Source organism: Streptomyces sp. NPDC002779, assembly GCF_042888685.1.
In the GTDB taxonomy this organism is placed as follows: domain Bacteria; phylum Actinomycetota; class Actinomycetes; order Streptomycetales; family Streptomycetaceae; genus Streptomyces.
Map to the genome: position 1 here is coordinate 132,029 of NZ_JBIAQC010000009.1, position 22,371 is coordinate 154,399.

Below are 22,371 nucleotides of genomic sequence, written 5' to 3' on the forward strand. Positions count from 1 at the left end.
TTGCTCAGAACCATTGCTTGGGAAGGGGGCACGGCCGGATGTCGGTGGAGACGGAACCGGGCCCGGAGGACCGGCTCACCCCGGTGCTGCGGCCGGTGCGGGCGGGCAACGGCTTCGAGGAGGCGCTGGAGCAGATCCTCCAGGTGGTCCGGCTCGGTCTGGTGCCGGGCGGCGAGCGGCTGCCGGCCGAGCGGGAGCTGGCGGAGCGGCTCGGCATCAGCCGGGTGACGCTGCGCGAGGTGCTCAAGGTGCTCCAGGACCAGGGCCTGGTGGAGTCCCGGCGCGGGCGGTACGGCGGAACGTTCGTGCTTCCGCGCGCGGACGCCGCCGGCGAGGACGAGCTGCGCCGCCGGATCGCCTCGGTGGACATCGAGGACGTGCTGCGCTTCCGGGAGGTGCTGGAGGTGGGCGCGGCCGGGCTGTGCGCGGCGCACGGGCTGAGCGGGGAGCAGCGGGAGCGGCTGCGCGGCGCGCTGGCCCGCACCCGGGACGCGCCGCTGGGCGACTACCGGCGCCGGGACACGCTGCTGCACCTCACGCTGGCCGAGCTGTGCGGTTCACCGACGCTGACCGCGCAGTACGCGGCGGTGCGGGCGACGGTGAACGAACTGCTGGACTGCATCCCGATCCTGGTCCGCAACCTGGAGCACTCGCAGCGGCAGCACGCGGCGCTGGTGGAGGCGGTGCTGGACGGGGACGCGGACGCGGCGCGGGAGATCATGCGGGAGCACTGCTCGGGAACCGCGGCCCTGCTCAGGGGGTTCCTGACGTGAGGCAAAGGTATGAGAACGGTCCATTGAAAGGGCGGGGCATGCCGGACAGGCCGCTGATCGGGGTCAGTACGTATCTGGAGACCGCCGCGCGCTGGGGCGTGTGGGAGCTGGAGGCGGCGCTGCTGCCGGCCGGCTATCCGCGGCTGGTGCAGCGGGCGGGCGGGCTCGCGGTGATGCTGCCGCCGGACGTCCCGGAGCACGCGGCGGCGACGGTGGCCCGGCTCGACGGGCTGGTGATCGCGGGCGGACCCGATGTGGAGCCGGTGCGCTACGGCGTCGAGCGCGATCCGCGGACGGGACCTCCGGCGCGGGAGCGGGACGCGTGGGAACTGGCCCTGATCGAGGCCGCGTTGGCCGCGCGGGTGCCGCTGCTCGGGATCTGCCGGGGCATGCAGCTGCTGAACGTCGCCCTCGGCGGCACGCTGGTGCAGCATCTGGAGGGCCACGCCGAGCTGGTCGGCATCTTCGGCCGGCACCCGGTCAAGCCGGTCCCGGGCACGCTGTACGCCGGTATCGCCCCGGAGGAGACGAGTGTGCCGACGTACCACCACCAGTCGGTGGACCGTCTCGGCGCGGGGCTCGTCCCGTCGGCCCATGCGGCGGACGGCACTCTGGAAGCCGTGGAACTGCCCGGGGAGCACTGGGTATTGGGCGTGCAGTGGCACCCGGAGATGGGTGAGGACGTGCGGGTGATGAGGGCACTGGTGGAAGCGAGCCGCACGGCCACGCCCTGAAGGGAGAGCCCGGCGCGGCACTCAGCCCCGCGTCAGATGCAGCAGATCCCGCGCCGGACCCACCGGCCGGTGCCCCGTCGGCCACACCGCTCGCAGGTCCCGGGCCAGCGACACGTCCGCCACCGGGATGCTCACCAGGCGGCGCATGGACAACTCCTCGCGGACGGCGAGTTCGCTCAGCACGGCGGGCCCCGCCCCGCTCACCGCCGCCGCCTTCACCGCCGTGGTGGAGGAGAGCTCGATCAGCGGGCGGGCCAGGCCGCCCAGGGCCGTGTCCAGGACCTGCCGGGTGCCCGAGCCCTTCTCGCGGAGGATCAGCGGGGTGGCCGCCAACTCCTCGGGGGTGAGCGGGCGTCGGCGGCGGGCCCAGGGGTGGCCGGGGGCGGTGACGACGATCAGCCGGTCGTGGGCGATGACCACCGAGTCCAGGCCCGTCGGGACCGTCAGGCCCTCGATGAAGCCCAGGTCCGCCTCGTCGGCGAGCAGCCGTTCGGCCACCGCGGCCGAGTTGCCCGCGAGCAGCGACACCGCGGTGTCCGGGCGGCCCGCGCGCAGGGCCAGGAGCCAGCCCGGCAGCAGGTACTCGGCGATCGTCATGCTCGCCGCCACCCGCAGCCGGGAGTCCCTCCGGTCCCGCAGCGCCTGCGCGCCCACGTCGAAGGCCTCCGCCGCCTCCACGATCCGCCGCGCCCAGTCGGTCACCAGCGCACCGGCGTCGGTCAGCCGTGAGCCCCGCGGTGAGCGGTCCACCAGCGCCACCCCGAGCTGCCGTTCCATCGACCGGATCCGGCTGCTGGCCGCGGGCTGGGTGATGCCCAGTTCCCGGGCCGCCCCGCCCAGACTGCCCAGCCGGGCCACCGCCAGCAGCAGTTCGAGGGCGCCGAGATCCGGGACTCGATGGGCCAGGGAGGTCGTCACCGCACTACTCATAAAGCCAGCTTATGTCCTCATAGAGACGTCCTCCCTGGTGGTGGGCGTCGAGGGGCGGGACGGTGGCAGCATGGTCACCGCCGCCCCGACCCTCCCCCGTGCCCCGGCCGTCCGTCACCTCGGACCGAACTGGTACGCCTCCGTGATGGGAACCGCCATCGTCGCCACCGCCGGCGCCGGGCTTCCCGTGCCCCGGCCGCTGTGCACCGCCGTGTGGGCGCTCTCCGCGCTCCTGCTGGCCGCCCTGCTCGCCGCCCGCGCCCTGCACTGGGTCCACCACCGCGACCAGGCCCGCGCCCACCTCATGGACCCGGCGACGGCCCCCTTCTACGGCTGCCTCGCCATGGCCCTGCTGGCCGTCGGGGGCGGCGCCCTGGCCGTCGGCCGGGACTGGATCGGCATCGGAGCGGCGGTCGCGCTGGACGTCGTGCTGTTCACGGCCGGCACGGCTGTCGGACTCGCGGCGGCGGTGACCGTCCCGTACCTGATGGCCGTACGGCATCGGGTCGAGCCGCGTCAGGCCACGCCGGTCTGGCTGCTGCCGCTCGTGGCGCCCATGGTGTCCGCGGCCCTCGGCCCGTCGCTGGTGCCGTACCTGCCCGCCGGACAGGCCCGGACGACGCTGCTGCTGGCCTGTGTCGCGCTGTTCGGGCTGAGCCTCCTGGCGACCCTGCTGATGCTGCCGCTGGTCTTCGCGCGTCTGATCACCACCGGCCCGCTGCCGCTCGCACTGACCCCCACCCTGTTCCTGGTGCTGGGTCCGCTGGGCCAGTCGACCACCGCGGTCGGCAACTTCGCCGATCACGCGCCGGGCGTCGTACCGGCCCCGTACAGCGAGGGCTTCGATGTACTGGCCGTGCTGTACGGCGTGCCGGTCATGGGCTTCGCGCTGCTCTGGCTCGGTCTCGCCACCGCCCACGGCGTGCGCGCCCGCCGGCAGGGCATGCGGTTCGCGATGACCTGGTGGGCCTTCACCTTCCCGGTGGGCACCTGCGTCACCGGCGCCGAGTCCCTGGCCCGGCACACCGGCCTGGTGGTCTACGACGGCCTGGCCGCCGTGCTCTACGCCGTCCTGGTCACCGCCTGGCTGACAGCCACGGTATGCACCGCACGCGGCCTCCGCACCGGCGCACTGCTCGCGGGGCCAGGCCCGGCGCGGCTCAGCGGCGCACTGCCCGCAGGGCCGCGCCCAGCACGTCCGGCGCCTCGGTCAGAGACGGGCCGTACCAGGTCAGGTGCCGGCCGCTGAGCAGCGCGCAGGGCCGGCCGGGGAAGGCCTCGGGGCCGTCGTCGGGGGTGAAGCGGTAGGGCTCGTCCGGGAGGACGACGACGTCGGGGGCCGCCGCCCGCAGCTCCTCCAGCGGGACGCGCGGATAGCGGTCCTCGTGCGTCGCGTACAGGTGGTCCACGCCGAGGCGGGCCAGGACGTCGCCGGCGAAGGTGTCGCGGCCCAGCAGCATCCAGGGGCGCCGCCAGACCGGCACCACGGCGGTCGTACGGCGGTCGGAGGGCCGCAGCGCCGACCAGGTCCGCTCGGCCTCGTCGAGCCAGCGGGGCCGGGACCCGGTGCCGCAGGCGGTGAGCACCCGGTCCACTTCCCGGAACGCCCCCGGCACATCGCGGATCCCGGTCACGAGCACCTCGATCCCGGCCGCCCGCAGGGCCGCGAGGTCGGGGGCGCGGTTCTCCTCCTCATTGGCGATCACCAGGTCGGGGGCGAGTGCGGCGATCCGCTCGATCCCGGGGTTCTTGGTGCCGCCGATCCGGGTCACGCCGAGGCCCGCCGGATGCGTGCACCAGTCCGTGGCGCCGACCAGGACGCCGGGGGCCGAGAGGGCCACGGCCTCCGTCAGGGACGGCACCAGGGAGACCACGCGCATCAGCGCGGCCGGTCCTGGACCGCCTCGATGTGCTCGGCCACCGCGACGACCACCACCCGGGTCTCCGGCACCGTGGCCCGCCAGCGATGGCGGACCCCGCCGGTGAGGTACAGGGTGTCGCCGCGGCCGAGCCGGTAGGCGCGTCCCTCCGCCTCGATCTCCACGGCGCCGTCGGCGACGTACATCAACTGGTCGTTGCGGTACTGGAACTCGCGTCCCGCCTCATGGTCCCCGGTGAACTCCGAGGCGTGCATCTGATGGTGACCGCGCACGAGGGACCGCGTGCGCGGCTCCGGGGCCACCTCGGCGCACTCCGAGCGGACCACGTCCACGCTGCACGCCGGGTCAGCCGCGGCGAGGAGTTCGACGGCCGTGGTGCGCAGGGCGTCGGCGAGCTTCTCCAGGGAGCTTCTGCTCGGGCGGGCGCGGTCGTTCTCCACCTGGCTCAGGAAGGGCACCGACAGGCCGCTGCGCTCGGCCACGACGGCGAGGGTGAGCTCCAGCGCGCGACGCCGCCGCCGTACGGCCGCGCCCACCCGCAGGGGCTGCTCTTTGTGGTCGCCCATCGCTCCGGCTCCCTCCTTCACCCGTCGTCCGGTGCCGACTCCTCTGGTGAGTTCTCTGCACCCTACGCATGTTCGGCAAACCGTTTCCCACGCCCGTCACATCGACGACACACGGCGGGAGCCGGACCTCACAGTTCGCGCCATCGTCCGGCCCCGGCCGGCCCGCCGCCGCGGGCACCGCCCGCCGCACCGGCGCCCGGGTCCCGGGCGAAGCGGCAGGTCGACCCGGTGAACGACATCCCCTCACCCTACTTGGCCGGATTTCGCGCACAAAGAGCGCGCACAAAGAGAAGGCGGGCGTCCGGCACCGTCAGGTGTGCCGGACGCCCGCCGTATTCGGGGGTTCAGGCCGCGGGGGTCATGCGGTCGACCATCTCCGGGTGCTCCTCGAGCCACGCGGCGACGGCCTCCTCCTCATGCCCCTGACCACGGTCCTTGATCTCACGCTCCAGGGTGCCGAGCTCGTCCTCGCTCATCCTGAAGTTCTTGATCCACTTCGTGAGCTGGGGGTACCGCTCGGGGAAGTCCTTGTTGGAGATCGTCCGGATCGTGTTGCCCTCACCGAAGAACTTCCGCGGGTCCTTCAGCTTGGTCAGCTCGTACTCGCTGTACGCCCAGTGCGGGGACCACAGCACGACGGCGATGGGCTCCTTCTTGGCGTAGGCGCGCTTGAGCTCGGCCAGCATCGCGGGCGTGGAGCCGTCGACGACCTGGTACTCGTCGTCCAGCCCGTACCCGGGAAGCACCTTGGCCTTGAGCAGGTTCATCTCCCCGGTGCCGGGCTCGATGCCGACGATCTTCCCGTCGAAGGTGTCCGCCTTGCCCTTCAGGTCCGCCAGCGAGTCGATGCCCTTCACATAGGACGGCACGGCGAGCTCCAGCGAGGTCGGTTCGTACCAGGTCCCCAGGTCGTGGAGGTTGTCCTTGCTCTTGTCCCAGTAGTTCTTCTGCGCGTACGGCAGCCAGGCGTCGAAGTTGAGATCGAGGTCGCCGGAGGCGAGGCCGGTGTAGACGGGGCCGACGTCCATCTGCTTGAGGTTCAGCCGGTAGCCGCGCCGCTCCAGGACGTTCTTCCACAGGTAGGTGACGGCGATGTCCTCGTCCCAGGGGAACCAGGCCACGTCCAGCGGGCGCTTCGCCTCGGGCGGGGTCTGGGTTTCCTTGACCGGCGCGAGCTTGTCGACGAGCCCCGGCTCACCCTTCAGCCAGGCCCGTACGGCGTCCTGCTGCCGGCCCTTGCCGGCCTTGTTGATCTCCGACTCCAGCCCGGTGAGCTGCTCCTCGGTGAGCTTGAAGTCCTTCAGCCACTCACCGACGACCGGGTTCTCCTCGGCGAAGCCCTTGCGGGACAGGGTGTGCACCCCGTCGCCCTCGCCCCAGGCACCCTTGGGGTCCTTGAGCTTCTTCAGCTTGTAGTCGCTGTACGCCCAGTGCGGCGACCAGAGCGTGACGACGATCGGTTCCTTCTTGGCGTACGCCCGCTTGAGCTCGGCCAGCATGGCGGGCGTGGAGCTGTCGACGACCTTGAACTCCTGGTCCAGGCCGTACTCCTTCAGCACCTTGCTCTTGAGCAGGCTCATCATCCCGGCGCTGGACTCGATGCCGGTGATCCGGCCGTCGAACTGCCCGGCCTTGCCCTTGAGGTCCTCCAGCGAGTCGATGCCCTTCATATAGGCGGGCACGCTCAGTTCGAGGGAGGTCGGGCCGTACCAGGAGCCCAGGTCGTCCAGCTGGGAGCCGTACTTCTTCCAGTACTGCTCGTGGGTGGTGGGCAGCCAGGCGTCCGTCTGGAAGTCGACGTCGCCCTGGGCGAGGGAGGTGTAGAGGGGGCCCGCGTCGAACTGCTTGGCCTCGACCTCGTAGCCACGCTGCTCCAGGATCTCCTTCCACAGGAAGGTGGAGGCGACGCCCTCGTCCCAGGGGATGTAGCCGATGCTGATCTTCTTGCCCTGGCCGACGTTGTCGCCGCCCGCGACGGGCTCGCTCTCGTCGGCGCCGCCGAAGACACCCATGCCGCCCGCGACCAGCGCCAGCACCACGACACCGACCACGGCGACGGAGGCGCGGGGGCGGTACGACCAGATCCTCAGTCCCCGGGCGGCACGCGCCCGGGCGGCGGCGCGGCGGCCGAGCGGGGAGACCTGGGTGCCCAGCGCGCTGGTCATCCGGTCCAGGTAGATGGCGAGGATGACGATGGCGATGCCCGCCTCGGCGCCGAGGCCGATGTTGAGCTGGCCGATGGCCTCGTTGACGTCACCGCCGAGACCGCCGGTGCCGACCATGCCGGCGATGGCCGCCATGGACAGGCCGAGCATGATGACCTGGTTGACGCCCGCCATCACGGTGGGCAGGGCCAGCGGGAGCTGGACGCGCAGCAGGGTGTCGCGCGGGGTGGTGCCGAAGGCCTCGGCGGCCTCGACGAGCTCCTTGTCGACCTGGCGGATGCCCAGCTCGGTCATGCGCACACCGGGGGCGAGCGCAAAGACGAGGGTGGCGACGATGCCCGCGGCGGCGCCGCTGCCGAAGAAGAGGATCGCCGGGATCAGGTAGACCATGGCCGGCAGTGTCTGCATCAGGTCCAGGCCGGGCCGCACGATCGCGCTGACCCGGCTGGAGCGCGCCGCCCAGATGCCAAGCGGCACCGAGATCACCAGCGCGATGAGGGTGGCGACGAGGACCAGCGACAGGGTCACCATCGCGTCCTCCCACAGATCGAGGGAGATCACGAAGGCGAAGCCCACGAAGGTGAGGACCCCGGCGAGGGTGCCGCGCAGCCAGCACGCGATCACCGCGAAGATGCCGGTGAGCAGCAGCGGCTCGGGCGCCTGGAGGACGGCGTCGACGCCCTCGTAGGCGCCGCGGAAGACCTGCTCCAGGAAGTCGAACAGCCAGCCCATGTGGGTGGTGAGCCACTCGACCGCGTCGTTGACCCATGAACCGAACTGGATCCTAGGCACGGGCGGTCACCTTCTCTCCGTCCTTGTCCCGGGGGGCCGGGCACGGCTCGGGTTCGGCGGTCTCGTCGCCGAGGAAGCCGACGAGGCGCTGCCGGGGCACGACGCCGACCAGCTGCTGCTGTCCGTCGAGCACCGCGACCGGGTGGGAGAGGCGGGCGCTGAGGGCGCACAGGTCGTGGAACGGGGTGTCGGGCGTCGCGGTCGCGCAGGCGCAGTCGGCCTCGTCGCCGCGGACCTCGCGGTTCATGACGGAGGAGGCGGTGAGCACCCGGGAGCGGTCGACGTCCTGGGTGAAGGAGGCGACGTAGTCGTCGGCGGGGCGCACCAGGATGTCCTCGGCGGTGCCGATCTGGACGATGCGGCCGTCGCGCATGACGGCGATGCGGTCGCCCAGGCGCATGGCCTCGTTGAGGTCGTGGGTGATGAAGACGATGGTCTTCTTCAGCTTCGTCTGCAGCTCCAGCAGCTGGTCCTGCATGTCGCGGCGGATCAGCGGGTCCAGCGCGCTGAAGGACTCGTCCATCAGCAGCAGGTCGGCGTCGGTGGCGAGCGCGCGGGCGAGGCCGACGCGCTGCTGCATGCCGCCGGACAGCTCGTCGGGCCAGGACTTCTCCCAGCCCTTCAGGCCGCACAGTTCGAGGGCCTCGGTGGCGCGCGCGAGCCGCTCCGCCTTGGGCACGCCCTGGACCTCCAGGCCGTAGGCGGCGTTCTCGACGACACTGCGGTGCGGGAAGAGCGCGAAGTGCTGGAAGACCATGCTGATCTTCCTGGCCCGGACCTCGCGCAGCTCGCGGGGGCTGAGCGCGGTCAGGTCCTGGCCGTCGAAGCGGACCTGTCCCGCGGTCGGCTCCAGCAGGCCGTTGAGCATCCGCAGCAGCGTGGACTTGCCGGAGCCGGACAGGCCCATGACGACGAAGATCTGGCCCGGTTCAACGGTGAAGGAGGCGTCGATGACGGCCGCGGTGGTGCCGTCGGCGCGCAGCTCCTCCCGGTCGGCCCCGGCTCGGAGCCGCTCCACTGCCTCGTCCTGTCGTCTCCCGAACACCTTGTGAAGATGTTCGGCTTCCAGCCTGGCTGACACGCGTACCTTCTCGTTCTCGACGGCAAAGGGCTCCATAAAGAGAGAGCGACGCGGCGCACGAGGCGGCATCGCTCCGGGGCGGCGCCTGCCCTTCCGCGTCGGACACAAACGCACAAGTGTTCCAGCCCACAGCCGACGCGCCTGACGCACCCCGTTGCGCCGGGACAGCCCCCTGTCAGTGGGGTACGGCATGATGCGGGGCGTGACCGGACGACTGATGCTCCTCGACACCGCCTCGCTCTACTTCCGCGCCTACTTCGGCGTGCCGGACTCCGTGAAGGCCCCGGACGGCACCCCGGTGAACGCCGTGCGCGGGCTACTGGACTTCATCGACCGCCTGGTGAAGGACCACCGCCCGGACGCCCTGGTGGCCTGCATGGACGCCGACTGGCGGCCGCAGTGGCGGGTGGACCTGATCCCCTCGTACAAGGCGCACCGGGTCGCCGAGGAGCATGAGGCCGGCCCCGACGAGGAGGTCGTCCCGGACACCCTCTCGCCGCAGGTGCCGGTGATCGAGGCGGTCCTGGACGCACTCGGCATCGCGCGGGTGGGGGTCGCGGGGTACGAGGCGGACGATGTGATCGGCACGTTCACCGCGCGGGCGAAGGGCCCGGTGGACATCGTCACCGGGGACCGCGACCTGTACCAGCTGGTGGACGACGCGCGGGGGATCCGGGTGCTGTATCCGCTCAAGGGCGTGGCCTCGCTCCAGCTCACCGACGAGGCGTGGCTGCGCGAGAAGTACGGCGTCGACGGCCGCGGGTACGTGGATCTGGCGCTGCTGCGCGGCGACCCGAGCGACGGTCTGCCGGGGGTGCCGGGCATCGGGGAGAAGACGGCGGCCAAGCTGCTGACCGAGTTCGGGGACCTGGCCGGGATCATGGCGGCGGTGGACGATTCGAAGTCGAAGCTGACCCCGGCGCAGCGCAAGCGGCTCGACGAGGCACGGCCGTATGTAGCGGTGGCGCCGACGGTCGTGCGGGTCGCGGACGACGTACCGCTGCCGGACGTGGACACCGCGCTGCCGCGCACTCCGCAGGATCAGGCCGCGCTCCAGGGGCTGGCGGAGCGCTGGGGGCTCGGGGGATCTCTGCAGCGCCTGCTGACGACGCTGGCGGCGTGAAGGGCGTTCCCCCATCGAGTGAATGAGGTTCACTGGGCTGGGAATTCGTCCCTTGAATTCTCCTTCACGCGCTTTGCCGCAGGAACCATTCGACGGGCCGAGGTGCTAACTTAGGTAACCCTAAGCTTATTCGAGGGAGGCCGTCATGGCAGAACGCCCTGCCCGCAAGCCGCGCAAGCCCCACGCCGCGCAGGTCGTCCGTACTGAACGGCTGACCCCGCACATGCAGCGCGTGGTGCTCGGCGGGGAGGGCCTGGCCGACTTCTCGGCCGACACCTGCACGGACCACTACGTGAAGCTCCTCTTCGGCCCCGACGGGGTCACCTACCCGGAGCCCTTCGACCTGGAGCGGATCCGGGCGGAGTTCCCCCGCGACCAGTGGCCGGTGACCCGCACCTACACCGTGCGCGCCTGGGATCCCCAGCACCGCGAGCTGACGCTGGACTTCGTGATCCACGGCGACGAGGGCCTCGCGGGACCCTGGGCCCTGCGCGCCCGGCCCGGGGAGACCGTGCGGTTCATGGGCCCGGGCGGCGCCTACGCCCCCGACGCCACCGCGGACTGGCATCTGTTCGTCGGCGACGAGAGCGCCCTGCCGGCCATCGCCTGCGCCCTGGAAGCGCTGCCGGCCGGCGCCAGGGCGTACGCCTTCGTGGAGATCGCGGGCCCGGAGGAGGAGCAGAAGATCGACTCCGACGTGCCAGTGAGCTGGCTGCACCGCGGGGACCGCCCGGTCGGCGCGGCCGTGACCGAGGCCGTCCGCGCGCTGCCCTTCCCCGAGGGCCGGGTGCACGCCTTCGTCCACGGCGAGGCGGCCTTCGTGAAGGACCTACGCCGCCTGCTCCGCGTCGAACGGGAGATCCCCCGCGAGGACCTGTCGATCTCCGGCTACTGGCGCCTCGGCCACAACGAGGACGGCTGGCAGGCCTCGAAGCGCGAATGGAACGCCCGAATCGAAGCAGAACAGGAAGGCAAACCGGCCGCCTGATCCCTGGGGGAGGACGCGACGGGGCCCCATCATGGCCCCCGCCCTGAGCGCCACCGCGGACCCGCCGCCCTGAACCCCACCGCGGGCCCCCTGCCCTGAGCCCCACCGCACGACCGCCGCGGGAGACGCCCGCATGGAAACGCTGCATGAGCCCATCGGGCAGGCCTTACGCCCCACCGCACGACCGCCGCGGGAGACGCTCGCGTGGAAACCGCAGCCTGAGCCCCTCGGGCACGCGCGGACCCGCCGCGAAGCCCCGCCACGGGTCGCCGCCGATGCTCCCGCGGCCACGCCCTCCGCGCCCCACCACCGGTCGGCCGGATCGGGGACACCGGTGATGCAGCCGGCGCACCCACCACCAAGCCTCACCACGGGCCCGCTCCGAAGCCTCACCACGGGACCGCCGCCAGATCCCCGGCAGCCAAGCCTTCCGCGCCCCACCACGGACCCGCCGAGCCCCACCGCGCACCCGCCACCAAGCCCCACCACCGGGGCCTCCACCGGACCGCCCCCTCAGCCCGACCACCGCACCACCACCGGGGCCTCAACCGGACCGCCCCCTCAGCCCGACCACCGCACCACCGCCGGGGCCTTCCACCGACCGCCCCCAACCCAACCGCCGCACCACCGCCAGCGTCCCCACCCGTACCCTTGATCATGATGCGACGCCGGATTCCTCCCCCGCCCTCCCCGCTCCCCCAGCGCGACGGGGTCGATCCGGTGCGGGTGCGGTTGCCGGGTGGGGGTGGCTGGGCCACCGTGCGGGAGCATCTGGTGGAGCGGCTCGCCGCCGGGGACGGGGTCATCGACCGGATGTTCGAGGCGGGGCTGTTCGTCGGGGCCGACGGGCGGCCCGTCGAGGGCGACGCCCCCTATGTGCCGGGGATGTTCGTGTGGTTCCACCGCGAGCCGCCGGACGAGGCACCCGTGCCGTTCCCGCTGGAAGTCGTCCACCGCGACGAGCACATCGTCGTCGTCGACAAACCGCACTTCCTCGCCACCACCCCCCGCGGCAGCCACATCAAGGAGACCGCGCTGGCCCGGCTGCGGCGCGAGCTGGAGCTGCCGACGCTCGGCGCCGCGCACCGGCTCGACCGCCTCACCGCCGGACTCGTGCTGTTCACCGTGCGCCCCCAGGAACGGGGTGCCTACCAGACGCTGTTCCGCGACAAACGGATCCGCAAGGAGTACGAGGCCGTCGCGCCGTACGACGCCTCCCTCGCCCTGCCCACGACCGTGCGCAGCCGGATCCTCAAGGAGCGCGGGGAGCTTGCCGCCCGGGAGGTGGCGGGCGAGGTCAACGCCGTCAGCCGGATCGAGCTGGTCGAGCACCGGGGCGACGGACTCGGACGGTACCGGCTGTTGCCCGCCACCGGGCAGACCCACCAGCTGCGGGTCCACATGAACGCCCTCGGCATCCCCATCCTCGGCGATCCGCTCTACCCGGTGGTGGCCGCCCCCGCACCGGCCGGTGACTTCCGGCGCCCGCTGCAACTGCTCGCGCGGGCACTGGAGTTCACCGATCCGATCACGGGGGCGGAGCACCGCTTCCGCAGCGGGCGGGTGCTCGGGGCCTGGGCGTCGTACGGCACCTGGGCCGGTCAGTAACCCCTCCACCAGCGGACCAAGCGGCGCCACGCGCCCGGCCTGCGGGGCGGTTCGGGCGCGGGGACCGGTGGCGGGACTGCGGGCACCGGCTGGGGTGCGGGTGCCGGCTGGGACACGGAACCCGGCTGCAGCACGGGCGCCTGCTGGGACACGGACCCCGGCAGCGGACGCGACCCCGTGCTGATCTGCCACGCCGGACGCGGGGCCGGCACCTGGTTGAGGCTCGGCTTCATCGTCACGTCCTGCTGCGGCTTCGGCTCGAAGCGGACCGGGAGCTCCACCAGGTGCCGGGAGGAAATCGACTGACGCCAGGTCAGCTCCTCCTCGGCGCAGTCGAGCCGGACGTCCGGCAGGCGCATCAGCAGCGCGTCGACGCCGACGTCGGCGATGCCACGGGCGATGTCCTGGCCGGGACACTCGTGCGGACCCCCGCCGAAGGCGAGATGGGACCGGTTGCCCTGCATGTTGGCGGCGAGGTCGGGCCGGACCCGCGGGTCGACGTTGCCCGGTGCGATGCCGAAGAGCAGACCGTCGCCCTTGCGAATGCGCTGGCCGCCCAACTCCGTGTCGTGCTTGGCGTAGTAGGCGAAGACGGTGCTGAACGGCGGCTCGTCCCACAGGGACTGCTCGACCGCCTCGGGCACCGTCATCTGGCCGCCGTTCAACTGCGCCCGGAAACCGGGGTCGGTGAGGACCATGCGCAGCACATTGGCGAGGAGGTTGGCCGTGGCCTCGTAGGCCGCCATCAGCACGACCCAGAGGTGTTTGGTGACCTCGTCGTCGGTGAGCCGGGCCGGGTGGCTCATCAGCTGACTGGCGAAGTCGTCGGCGGGCTCGACCCGGCGGCGCTCGGTGAGCCGCTGCAGGGCGCCCATCACGTACGCGTGACTGGCGATGGCGGTCTCGGTGCCGCGCAGCATGTCGCGGGTGGCCTGCACCATCCGGTCGTTGTACTCCTCGGGCATGCCGAGGATCTCGCACATCACCGCCATCGGCAGATGCTCGGCGAACTGGCCGACGAGATCCGCCCTGCCCTGCTCGCAGAACTGGTTGACCAGGCGCTGGGTGGACCGGTTGATGTACCGCCGGATGCCGCGGTGGTCGATGGTGGACATGGCGCCGGTGACCGCACCGCGCAGCCGGAGGTGCTCGTCGCCCTCGGCGTAGGAGCAGATCGGCTCCCAGGCGATGTGCGGCATCAGGGGGTGGTCGGGCTTGACCATGCCCTCCAGCAGCGGGGTCCAGATACGGCTGTCCCGGCAGAACTGCGAGGGGGTGCGGAGCATGTGCATGTTCTCGGCGTGGCCGAGCACCACCCACATCGGCACGTCGTCGTGGAGCAGCACCGGCGCCACCGGCCCGTGCTCCTCGCGCAGTTCCTCGTACAGCTCGTCCAGGTCCTCCGCGTCGGGACCGTAGAGCCGGCGCAGTCCCCCTGGCCCGAGGCGATGGGCGGGGCAACCGGGCGGCGGGCCGGACCGCGGGTCGTCCGTGCCGGTCAGGGAGTGGGATTCAGGCGTCACGTGGTCGCTCCGAAGTGGATCCGGTGTCAGGGGAGTTCGGGATACGCCGGTCAGGTCAGCGCGCCCGTCATGGCGAGCGAGTGCAGGAAGCGCATCAGGGTCATGAGGGTGTCCCGGCTGGAGGCGCGGCGGCGGGCGTCGCACTCCACGATGGGGATCTCCGGGGGCAGGTCGAGCGCCAGCCGCAGCTCCTCGACGGGGTAACGGGGCGCGTCCGGGAAGGAGTTGACGGCGACCACGAAGGGCACCCCGCGCTCCTCGAGGCGCCCTATGACGTCGAAGCTGACCTCCAGCCGGCGGGTGTCGATCAGCACGACCGCGCCCAGCGCGCCCTCGAACAGGCCGTTCCACAGGAACCAGAAGCGCTCCTGGCCGGGGGTGCCGAAGAGATAGAGCACCAGCTTCTCGGTGATGCTGATGCGGCCGAAGTCCATGGCGACGGTGGTGGCGGTCTTGGTGTCGGAACCGAAGTTGTCGTCGACACCGATCCCGGCCTGCGTCATGGTCTCCTCGGTGGTCAGCGGCCTGATCTCGCTGACCGAACCGACCATGGTCGTCTTGCCGACGCCGAAACCGCCCACGATCACGATCTTCACCGCGGCCTGTGCCGTCTGCGGCAGCCGGTCCTCGGCGCGTGGTCCCGGGATGGTGTCAGAGCTTTTGAAGTCCATGCATCACCGCTTCGAGGAGGGAACGGTCGGCGACCGACTGCCGCACCAGCGGCTTGTGCGCCTGCACCAGTTCGTCCGCCAGCATGTCGGTGAGCACCACGGTCACCACGCTGAACGGGAGGTTGAGATAGGCGGACAGCTCGGCCACCGACAGGGGGGCCGTGCAGAGCCGGAGCAGCGCCGTCTGCTCGGGCGTCGCGGAGGGCGGTGGATCGGCGCGCGCCGTGATTAAGGTGACCAGGTCGAGGTCGGCGCGCAGCTCACCGTCGCCGCCGACCACGAACATCCGCTCGGGGTTCCTGCGCTCGCCCTCTTTGGCCGGCTGCGCGACGGGCGGTGGCTTCGGGGACCGCCGCCGGCGTTGCGGAGGAGTCATACGGTCTGCCCATTGCGCCGGGGCGGGCTGGTCAGATGCGGTCCGATCCGGTCCACCAGGTCCCGCATGCGGTTGCTCATCAGACCGGGTTCGGCGAACGTGTCGGAGAGCACCGCGAGATAGGCGTTGGGCCCCGCGGCCATCAGATAGAAGTAGCCGCGGTTGATCTCGATGATGACCAGCTTCATCTTGCCGTCGCTGTCCGGGATCTCGTGCGCAACTGCGCTCGCCAGGCTCTGCAGGCCGGCGCAGGCCGCGGCGACCCGGTCGGCGGCGTCGGGGTCGCCGCCGTGCCGGGCGATGCGCAGGCCGTCGGCGGAGAGCACGACGATCATCTCGATGCCGGGTACGCCGTCGGCCAGATCCTTGAGCATCCAGTCGAAGTTGGCTCGCTGCTGGATCACTTGAGGTCCCCCTCGTCATCGGCCGGGGCGTGGGCCGGTTCATTGGTCGGCTGGCGGAATGCGTTGGGATCAGGGTCGCGCTTGAGGCCCTCCCAGAAGGCCTCCACCCACAGTCCGGGGGGCGTGTCGTCCTCCGGCGCCGGCTCGGGGGCGGGCGGCTTGATGGCATCACCCCACACGGGCTTCTCGCCGCGGGCGATGCGCTCCTGGTCCTCGCGTTCGAGCTTGGCCTGCTGGGCGATGCGCTCGCTGAGCGGGGTCTTGACCCGGCTGCGGCGCTGCGGCAGGCCGCCCGGCGTCCACTCGGTGACGACCGGGACGTCGTCCTCCAGGGAGAGCCCGGCGGGGATGCGCGGGTTGGTGGGGCGGCGCGTCTTGGGCTTGCGCTTGGGGCCTTCGAGCGCGCCGAGCTCCGGCAGGGGGGCGGCGGTGGCACCGATGCCGTGGGCGTACCCGGGGGCGGGTTCGGTGGTGATCATCTCGCGCGGCACGATGAGGACGGCGCGGACGCCGCCGTACGCCGACGTGCGCAGCGACACCTGCATGTCGAAGGCGGTGCACAGCCGGCCGACGACGGCGAGGCCGAGGCGCGGGGTGTCGCCGAGCTCCTGGAGATCGATGCCGGCCTTGGCGGCCTCCAGCATGCCCTCGACCTTGGCGCGAGCCTCTTCGCTGAGGCTGACGCCGGCGTCCTCGATCTCGATGGCGACGCCGGTCTGCACCTCGCTGGCGGTGACGTGCACCTTGGTCTGCGGCGGCGAGTAGCGGGTGGCGTTGTCGAGGAGTTCGGCGGCCGCGTGGATGACCGGCTCGACGGAGATCCCGCGGATGTTGACCTTGCAGATGTTGTCGAGCGAGATGCGCCGGTACTCCAGGATGCGCGACATGGCGCCGCGCAACACGCTGTAGAGCGCGACGGGTTCGGGCCACTGACGGCCCGGGCGGCCACCGCCGAGGACGGAGATGGAGTCGGCGAGCCGGCCGATCAGCGCGGTGCCGTGGTCGATGCGCAGCAGGTCGTCGAAGACCTCGGGGTTGCGGCCGTGGTCCTCCTCCATCTCGAGGAGTTCCTTGTTCTGCTGGTGCACGATCGCCTGGACGCGGCGGGCGATGTTGACGAAGGAGCGCTGGGCGGAGTCCCGCAGCTGTTCCTCGTGGTCGATGATGTAGAGCACGCGCTCGATCATCGACAGTTCGGGCGGGGTGAGTTCACGGTAGGACGGGTCGAGTTCACCCAGGTGCTGAATCACCTCTGCGGGGGAATTGCCGCGGTGCATGTAGTCGATCGCGACGGGCACGATCTCCCGGGCGAGCCGGTCCATCTGGTACTCGTGGGCGGCGACCCGCCGCTCCAGATACGCGGTGTCACGAGCGTGCTCCTCGCGCGCGCTGCGCAGGGCGCGGCCGCGGCGTACGACTTCGGCCGCCGTGGCGATCACCAGGACCGTGGCGACGGCGCCGCACCAGCCGACGGCCGTCCGGGCCGGCCCCGTCACCAGGGCGGCGGCGGCTCCGGTCGCCGCGGCCATCAGTATGGCGGGCGGCAACAGCACGCGCGCGTACGGCAGTTCACGCCGTCGTGGCTGGGCGGGAGGGGGTTGAACACTCACCATGTGGGCCCTCTGAAAGGAATCGGCTCGGAGTCGGGGGAACTTGCAGGGGGGTACGTCATGGAACGTTCTGGATCTACGGGAGGTTTAGGGAACAAGCGCACGAATACGCCTCAACTCGGTGCGCTGCGGGCGAGCTTAGTCCGACCGGATCATCGCCGTGTCATATTCAGCAAGCACCTGAAATCACCCCCGTGGCAGGAGTACTCTCAACTCCATTTGCACGCTGGGGAATCACTCGCACACACCGTGTCACGACGTACGCCGGTGCGAAAACACTCACCGTGACGGGTGAACGCGCTCCTGTGGAACGCGAAGGGCGGGGCGGGACACGGCATCCCGTGTCCCGCCCCGCCCTTCACCCAGCCCGGTACGGCCGGGCCGTCATCCCACCGAGGAGTAGGCCACGACTCCCCGCAGCAACTGATCGACCGCCTTGCGCGCGGCCTTCGCCACGGTCGACCCCTCCCCCGGCGCCGCCGCCGAGATCTGGCCCAGCACGTCGATCACCTGCTTGCACCAGCGCACGAAGTCACCCGCGGGCATCTCCGCCTCGCGCAGCACCTCGTCCAGGCCCTTGCCGCCGGCCCACATGTACGCGGCCCAGGCGAACCCGAGATCCGGCTCCCGCTGTCCGACCCCCTCGGTCTGACTGATCCGGAAGTCCTCCTCCAGGGCGTCCAGCCGGCCCCAGATGCGGACCATCTCGCCGAGCGCGGCCTTCGCCTTCCCGGACGGCACCTTCGGCGCCATCGCGTCGTCGCCGACCCGGGACTCGTACACCAGGGCCGAGACGCACGCGGCGAGTTCGGCGGGGCCGAGCCCCTCCCAGACGCCCGCCCGCAGGCACTCGCTGGCCAGCAGATCCAGCTCGCCGTACAGCCGCGCGAGCCGCTTGCCGTGCTCGGTGACCTCGTCGCCGCGCAGATAGTCCAGCTCGGTCAGCAGCGCGACGATCCGGTCGAAGGTCCGCGCGATGGTGTTGGTGCGTCCCTCGATCCGCCGCTCCAGCTGGGAGGTGTCCCGCATCAGCCGCTGGTAGCGCTCGGCCCAGCGGGCGTGGTCCTCACGGTCCTGGCACCCGTGGCAGGGATGGGCGCGCAGCGCGGTGCGCAGCCGGGCGATCTCCCGGTCGTCGGCGGCCTGCGCGCGCTGCTTGCGGGCCCGCTCGGGCGGGATGTGCCCGGCCTTGGTGCGCAGCGCGGACGCCAGGTCCCGGCGGGACTGCGGGGAACGCGGGTTGAAGGACTTCGGGATCCGCATCCGCTCCAGCGCCTCGACCGGCACCGGGAAGTCCATCGACGCCAGCCGCTTGACCTGCCGCTCGGCGGTGAGCACCAGCGGGCGCGGCCCGTCGTGGTGCTCGAAGCCCCGGTGGCCGTTGGACCGCCCGGCGGGCAGCCCGGGGTCCAGCACCAGCGCGAGTCCGGCGTACTTGCCGGTCGGGACATGGATGACATCGCCCGGCTTGAGCTTCTCCAGCGCCACCGCCGCCTCGGCGCGCCGCTGGGCCACGCCCTGGCGGGCCAGCTCGGTCTCCCGGTCCTTCAGGTCGCGGCGCAGCCGCGCGTACTCCTCGAAGTCGCCGAGGTGGCAGGTCATGGAGGCCTTGTAGCCCTCGAGCCCCTCCTCGTTGCGCTGCACCTGCCGGGAGATCCCGACGACCGACTTGTCGGCCTGGAACTGCGCGAACGACGTCTCCAGCAGCTCGCGGGAGCGATGCCGCCCGAACTGCTCGACGAGGTTGACCGCCATGTTGTACGAGGGCTTGAAGCTGGAGCGCAGCGGATACGTGCGCGTGCCGGCCAGCCCCGCGAGATGCTCCGGGCTCATCCCCCGCTGCCACAGCACGACCGCGTGGCCCTCGACGTCGATGCCACGCCGTCCCGCTCGCCCGGTGAGCTGGGTGTACTCACCCGGGGTGATGTCGGCGTGCTGCTCGCCGTTCCACTTGACGAGCTTCTCCAACACCACCGAGCGGGCGGGCATGTTGATGCCGAGCGCGAGGGTCTCGGTGGCGAAGACGGCCTTCACCAGACCGCGGACGAACAGCTCCTCCACGACTTCCTTGAAGGTCGGCAGCATGCCCGCGTGGTGGGCGGCGATCCCGCGCTCCAGGCCCTCCAGCCATTCGTAGTAGCCGAGGACATGCAGGTCCTCGGTGGGAATGGACGCGGTGCGCTCCTCGACCAGGGCGCGCACCTTCTCCCGCGCCTCGTCGTCGTTGAGCCGGAGTCCGGCGTACAGACACTGCTGTACGGCGGCCTCGCAGGCGGCGCGGCTGAAGATGAAGGTGATGGCGGGCAGCAGCCCCTCGGCGTCGAGGCGTTCGATCACCTCGGGCCGGCCGGGTGTCCACACCCGTGAGCGCTGTCTGCGCTCCCGCTCCCGATCGGCCTCGCGCATCGCGCGCCCGCGTCTGCGGTCCTGGTACGACGGCCGGGTCGCCTCCATGCGGGCGAGCCGCGCCAGATCGGGGTTGACGGCCTTCTTGTGCCCCTCACCCTCCTCGAACAGGTCGTACATCCGGCGGCCGGCCAGCACATGCTGGAACAGCGGCACGGGCCGGTGCTCGGAGACGATCACCTCGGTGTCACCGCGGACGGTGTCCAGCCAGTCGCCGAACTCCTCGGCGTTGGACACGGTCGCCGAGAGGGACACCAGGGTCACCGACTCGGGCAGGTGGATGATCACCTCTTCCCATACGGCGCCGCGGAAGCGGTCGGAGAGGTAGTGCACCTCGTCCATGACCACATACCCGAGGCCGATGAGGGTCTGGGAGCCCGCGTACAGCATGTTCCGCAGCACCTCGGTGGTCATCACGACCACGGGGGCGCCGGAGTTGACGCTGTTGTCGCCGGTGAGCAGGCCGACCTTGTCGGCGCCGTAACGGCGGGACAGGTCGGCGTACTTCTGGTTCGACAGCGCCTTGATGGGTGTCGTGTAGAAGCACTTCTTGCCCTGCTGCAGGGCGAGGTGGACGGCGAACTCGCCCACAATCGTCTTGCCGGAGCCGGTGGGGGCGGCCACCAGCACGCCCTTCCCCGCTTCGAGCGCCTGGCAGGCCTCGATCTGGAAGGGGTCGAGGCCGAAGTCGTACATCTCGCGGAAGGAGGCGAGCGCGGTGGCCTGCTCGGCGGCCCGCAGACGGGCAGCCGCGTACCGCTCGGCCGGTGAGAGGTCCTCTGTCATCGTGCTTTCGAGCGTACCGGGCCGCACTGACAACAGGACGATCATTATCCGGATCCGGGTTCCGTAAACTCCGGATCCGCGCAGCTCACGGCGCTACGACCCGCACCGCCCCCGGTATGCAGCGCGCGATCAGCGGCAGCGGCCCGAACGGCTCCCCGTCCGCGTAGCCGGTGATGTCCTGGGCGGCGATCTCGACCTGCGCGGCCCGCACCACGGTGACCTTGGGATGGCCGACGTGCCCGCCCCGGTAGACACTCGGGAAGACTTTCAGCAGGGTGGCGCGGGAGCAGTCCCCGACGACGGTGATGTCGAACAGCCCGTCGGTGAGGTCGGCGCCGGGACAGATCCGCATGCCGCCGCCGTACGACGGGCCGTTGCCGACGGCGACCAGCGTGGCCTCGAACTCGCGGACCTCGCCGCCGTCGAGGGTGACCCGGTAGGGGAAGGGCCGGAAGGCGGCCAGCTCGGCGAGCATCGCGAGGTCGTACTTCAGGCGGCCGGAAGGGCGGCGCATCCGGTTGCCGCGGTCGTTGACCCGGGAGTCGAACCCGGAGGCGAGGACGGTGCCGAACCAGCGGTCGCCGACCCGTCCGAGGTCGATGTCGCGCAGCCGGGCGCCCTTGAGTCCTTCGGCGATCACCCGGCCCGCGGCGGCCGGTTCCCGTACGGGCAGGCCGAGCGCGCGGGCCAGATCGTTGCCGGTGCCGACCGCGACCAGGCCGAGCGGGGTGCGGGTGCCGGCGACGGCCTGGAGCGCGAGGTTGGCCATCCCGTCACCGCCGACCGCGACCAGCGCCCCGGTGCCGTCCGCGACGGCCGCACGCGCGCGTGCCAGGGCGTCCTCGGCGTCCGTCCCGAGGACCGTCCGTACGGTGAATCCCGCGTCCCGGAAAGCGGCGGCGGCCGGCTGCGCCGCACGGGCGCCCCGGCCGCGGCCCGCGGTGGGATTGACGAAGAGAGTGATCTCGCTGCTCACGGATCAGACCCTATGAGCTGCCCCACGGTCCTCAGGTCACGTCGTCATAACCGTTGACGCGCTCCGTGGTCGCCTGCTCGGGCAGCGCCCGGCTGGCGGAGACGGTCTCGACCTCGCCGATCTCCTCGGGCGTGAGATCGAGCTCGGACGCCTCGTCGTCGGCGGGGCCCAGTGCGTCGCGGCGGCGTCTGCGGCGGTCGTTGAGCAGGGAGACGGCGACGGCGGCGAAGTACAGGATCCAGATGGGCCCGGCGAGCGCCAGCATGGTCAGCGGGTCGGTGCTCGGGGTCGCGATGGCGGCGAACACGGTGATGCCCATGATCATGCCGCGCCACCAGCCGAGCATGCGCTTGCCGGTGATCGCGCCGCTGAAGTTGAGCATGACCAGCAGCAGCGGCAGCTCGAAGGAGAGGCCGAAGACGACCACCATGCGCGTGACGAGGTCGAGCAGATCGTCGAGCGGCAGCAGGTTGTCGACGCCGAACGGGGTGAACTCGATCAGCACCTTCGCGGTGGTGGGCAGCACCTTGTACGCGAAGAGGGCGCCCAGCAGGAAGAGCGGGAAGCCGGTGGCGACGAAGGCGTACGCGTATTTCTTCTCGTGCCGGTGCAGGCCCGGGGCGACGAAGGCCCAGAGCTGGTAGAGCCAGATCGGCGAGGCCAGGACCACGCCGGCCATCAGCGACACCTTCAGCGCCAGCGTGAAGGGGGTGAGCAGACCGTTGATGGTGATCTGCGCGCACTGCTCGTCGGAGCTGGTGTTGGCCAGTTCCTCGAAGCTCTTCGCACAGCCGACCGACTCGAGGATCGGCTTGGTGAAGAAGCTGATGATGTCCATGTAGAAGAAGGCGGCGACGATCGTCACGGCGACGATGGCCAGCAGTGCCTTCGCGAGCCGGTTGCGGAGCTCACGAAGGTGCTCCGCGAGGGGCATCCGCCCCTCGGGATCCTTCTCCGTGTTGCGGGCAGGCTTCAGCAA

The 22,371-nt window shown here is 71.5% G+C and carries 19 protein-coding genes; 6 read left to right on the forward strand and 13 right to left on the reverse strand.

Going from position 1 to position 22,371, the window contains the following annotated elements; translation table 11 throughout:
• Positions 1-38: 38 nt before the first annotated feature.
• Both ACFYW5_RS25205 and ACFYW5_RS25210 read left to right on the forward strand, forming a co-directional pair.
• Positions 39-773: a FadR/GntR family transcriptional regulator gene (locus ACFYW5_RS25205; RefSeq protein ID WP_389419338.1), complete on the forward strand. Its 735-nt coding sequence runs from the start codon at positions 39-41 to the stop codon at positions 771-773.
• Positions 774-811: 38 nt separating this feature from the next.
• Positions 812-1,507: a gamma-glutamyl-gamma-aminobutyrate hydrolase family protein gene (locus tag ACFYW5_RS25210; protein WP_389419339.1), complete on the forward strand. Its 696-nt coding sequence runs from the start codon at positions 812-814 to the stop codon at positions 1,505-1,507.
• A gap of 21 nt (positions 1,508-1,528) precedes the next feature.
• Here ACFYW5_RS25210 and ACFYW5_RS25215 read toward each other — a convergent pair whose 3' ends face one another.
• A complete protein-coding gene (locus ACFYW5_RS25215) occupies positions 1,529-2,437 on the reverse strand; it encodes a LysR family transcriptional regulator (RefSeq protein WP_389419340.1) in 909 nt (302 codons plus the stop codon).
• A 70-nt stretch (positions 2,438-2,507) separates the two neighbouring features.
• On the opposite strand from ACFYW5_RS25215, the gene ACFYW5_RS25220 reads away from it, so the two are divergent.
• Positions 2,508-3,686: a TDT family transporter gene (locus ACFYW5_RS25220; RefSeq protein WP_389419341.1), complete on the forward strand. Its 1,179-nt coding sequence runs from the start codon at positions 2,508-2,510 to the stop codon at positions 3,684-3,686.
• On the opposite strand, the gene ACFYW5_RS25225 is transcribed toward ACFYW5_RS25220, so the two are convergent.
• From ACFYW5_RS25225 to ACFYW5_RS25240, 4 genes are all read right to left on the reverse strand, one after another.
• Positions 3,598-4,317 carry a helical backbone metal receptor gene (locus tag ACFYW5_RS25225; RefSeq protein WP_389419342.1) on the reverse strand — a complete coding sequence of 240 codons (720 nt, stop codon included), beginning with the start codon at positions 4,315-4,317 and terminating at the stop codon, positions 3,598-3,600. The genes ACFYW5_RS25220 and ACFYW5_RS25225 overlap by 89 nt on opposite strands.
• Positions 4,317-4,883: a helix-turn-helix domain-containing protein gene (locus ACFYW5_RS25230; RefSeq protein ID WP_389419343.1), complete on the reverse strand. Its 567-nt coding sequence runs from the start codon at positions 4,881-4,883 to the stop codon at positions 4,317-4,319. Before ACFYW5_RS25230 ends, ACFYW5_RS25225 begins: the two co-directional genes overlap by 1 nt.
• A gap of 344 nt (positions 4,884-5,227) precedes the next feature.
• Positions 5,228-7,840 carry an ABC transporter permease/substrate binding protein gene (locus ACFYW5_RS25235; protein ID WP_389419344.1) on the reverse strand — a complete coding sequence of 871 codons (2,613 nt, stop codon included), beginning with the start codon at positions 7,838-7,840 and terminating at the stop codon, positions 5,228-5,230.
• Complete coding sequence (locus ACFYW5_RS25240) at positions 7,833-8,921, reverse strand: glycine betaine/L-proline ABC transporter ATP-binding protein (protein WP_389419345.1); 1,089 nt, start codon at positions 8,919-8,921, stop codon at positions 7,833-7,835. Before ACFYW5_RS25240 ends, ACFYW5_RS25235 begins: the two co-directional genes overlap by 8 nt.
• 193 nt (positions 8,922-9,114) lie before the next feature.
• Between ACFYW5_RS25240 and ACFYW5_RS25245 the strand changes: the two genes are divergently transcribed.
• From ACFYW5_RS25245 to ACFYW5_RS25255, 3 genes are all read left to right on the forward strand, one after another.
• On the forward strand, positions 9,115-10,044 hold the full coding sequence (locus ACFYW5_RS25245; RefSeq protein ID WP_389419528.1) for a 5'-3' exonuclease H3TH domain-containing protein: 930 nt from the start codon (positions 9,115-9,117) through the stop codon (positions 10,042-10,044).
• Between the two features lie 145 nt (positions 10,045-10,189).
• On the forward strand, positions 10,190-11,032 hold the full coding sequence (locus ACFYW5_RS25250; RefSeq protein WP_389419346.1) for a siderophore-interacting protein: 843 nt from the start codon (positions 10,190-10,192) through the stop codon (positions 11,030-11,032).
• Between the two features lie 660 nt (positions 11,033-11,692).
• Positions 11,693-12,640: an RluA family pseudouridine synthase gene (locus ACFYW5_RS25255; protein WP_389419529.1), complete on the forward strand. Its 948-nt coding sequence runs from the start codon at positions 11,693-11,695 to the stop codon at positions 12,638-12,640.
• On the opposite strand, the gene ACFYW5_RS25260 is transcribed toward ACFYW5_RS25255, so the two are convergent.
• The 8 genes from ACFYW5_RS25260 to tatC all read right to left on the reverse strand — a co-directional run bounded on the left by ACFYW5_RS25260 (position 12,634) and on the right by tatC (position 22,371).
• Positions 12,634-14,163 carry a cytochrome P450 gene (locus ACFYW5_RS25260; protein ID WP_389419347.1) on the reverse strand — a complete coding sequence of 510 codons (1,530 nt, stop codon included), beginning with the start codon at positions 14,161-14,163 and terminating at the stop codon, positions 12,634-12,636. The genes ACFYW5_RS25255 and ACFYW5_RS25260 overlap by 7 nt on opposite strands.
• Before the next feature lie 50 nt (positions 14,164-14,213).
• Positions 14,214-14,834, reverse strand: coding sequence for an ATP/GTP-binding protein (locus tag ACFYW5_RS25265; protein WP_389419348.1), 621 nt, complete (start codon positions 14,832-14,834; stop codon positions 14,214-14,216).
• Positions 14,815-15,210, reverse strand: a complete 396-nt coding sequence (locus ACFYW5_RS25270) for a DUF742 domain-containing protein (RefSeq protein WP_389419349.1) — start codon at positions 15,208-15,210, stop codon at positions 14,815-14,817. Before ACFYW5_RS25270 ends, ACFYW5_RS25265 begins: the two co-directional genes overlap by 20 nt.
• Positions 15,207-15,614, reverse strand: a complete 408-nt coding sequence (locus tag ACFYW5_RS25275) for a roadblock/LC7 domain-containing protein (protein ID WP_186283327.1) — start codon at positions 15,612-15,614, stop codon at positions 15,207-15,209. Before ACFYW5_RS25275 ends, ACFYW5_RS25270 begins: the two co-directional genes overlap by 4 nt.
• A complete protein-coding gene (locus tag ACFYW5_RS25280; RefSeq protein ID WP_389419350.1) occupies positions 15,611-17,227 on the reverse strand; it encodes a sensor histidine kinase in 1,617 nt (538 codons plus the stop codon). Before ACFYW5_RS25280 ends, ACFYW5_RS25275 begins: the two co-directional genes overlap by 4 nt.
• Before the next feature lie 381 nt (positions 17,228-17,608).
• Positions 17,609-20,461, reverse strand: coding sequence for a DEAD/DEAH box helicase (locus tag ACFYW5_RS25285; protein WP_389419351.1), 2,853 nt, complete (start codon positions 20,459-20,461; stop codon positions 17,609-17,611).
• Positions 20,462-20,501: 40 nt separating this feature from the next.
• Positions 20,502-21,392, reverse strand: coding sequence for a diacylglycerol kinase (locus ACFYW5_RS25290; RefSeq protein ID WP_389419352.1), 891 nt, complete (start codon positions 21,390-21,392; stop codon positions 20,502-20,504).
• Positions 21,393-21,423: 31 nt separating this feature from the next.
• Positions 21,424-22,371 (reverse strand): twin-arginine translocase subunit TatC, encoded by a 948-nt coding sequence (gene tatC / locus ACFYW5_RS25295; protein ID WP_389419353.1) that lies wholly within the window; start codon positions 22,369-22,371, stop codon positions 21,424-21,426.

What these genes read in the sequence shown, in the direction of transcription:
- ACFYW5_RS25205 (WP_389419338.1), top strand. Translation starts at nt 39, where the DNA reads ATGTCGGTGGAGACGGAACCGGGCCCGGAGGACCGGCTCACCCCGGTG.
- ACFYW5_RS25210 (WP_389419339.1), top strand. Translation starts at nt 812, where the DNA reads ATGCCGGACAGGCCGCTGATCGGGGTCAGTACGTATCTGGAGACCGCC.
- ACFYW5_RS25215 (WP_389419340.1), bottom strand. Translation starts at nt 2,437, where the DNA reads ATGAGTAGTGCGGTGACGACCTCCCTGGCCCATCGAGTCCCGGATCTC.
- ACFYW5_RS25220 (WP_389419341.1), top strand. Translation starts at nt 2,508, where the DNA reads ATGGTCACCGCCGCCCCGACCCTCCCCCGTGCCCCGGCCGTCCGTCAC.
- ACFYW5_RS25225 (WP_389419342.1), bottom strand. Translation starts at nt 4,317, where the DNA reads ATGCGCGTGGTCTCCCTGGTGCCGTCCCTGACGGAGGCCGTGGCCCTC.
- ACFYW5_RS25230 (WP_389419343.1), bottom strand. Translation starts at nt 4,883, where the DNA reads ATGGGCGACCACAAAGAGCAGCCCCTGCGGGTGGGCGCGGCCGTACGG.
- ACFYW5_RS25245 (WP_389419528.1), top strand. Translation starts at nt 9,115, where the DNA reads ATGCGGGGCGTGACCGGACGACTGATGCTCCTCGACACCGCCTCGCTC.
- ACFYW5_RS25250 (WP_389419346.1), top strand. Translation starts at nt 10,190, where the DNA reads ATGGCAGAACGCCCTGCCCGCAAGCCGCGCAAGCCCCACGCCGCGCAG.
- ACFYW5_RS25255 (WP_389419529.1), top strand. Translation starts at nt 11,693, where the DNA reads ATGCGACGCCGGATTCCTCCCCCGCCCTCCCCGCTCCCCCAGCGCGAC.
- ACFYW5_RS25265 (WP_389419348.1), bottom strand. Translation starts at nt 14,834, where the DNA reads ATGGACTTCAAAAGCTCTGACACCATCCCGGGACCACGCGCCGAGGAC.
- ACFYW5_RS25270 (WP_389419349.1), bottom strand. Translation starts at nt 15,210, where the DNA reads ATGACTCCTCCGCAACGCCGGCGGCGGTCCCCGAAGCCACCGCCCGTC.
- ACFYW5_RS25280 (WP_389419350.1), bottom strand. Translation starts at nt 17,227, where the DNA reads ATGGTGAGTGTTCAACCCCCTCCCGCCCAGCCACGACGGCGTGAACTG.
- ACFYW5_RS25285 (WP_389419351.1), bottom strand. Translation starts at nt 20,461, where the DNA reads ATGATCGTCCTGTTGTCAGTGCGGCCCGGTACGCTCGAAAGCACGATG.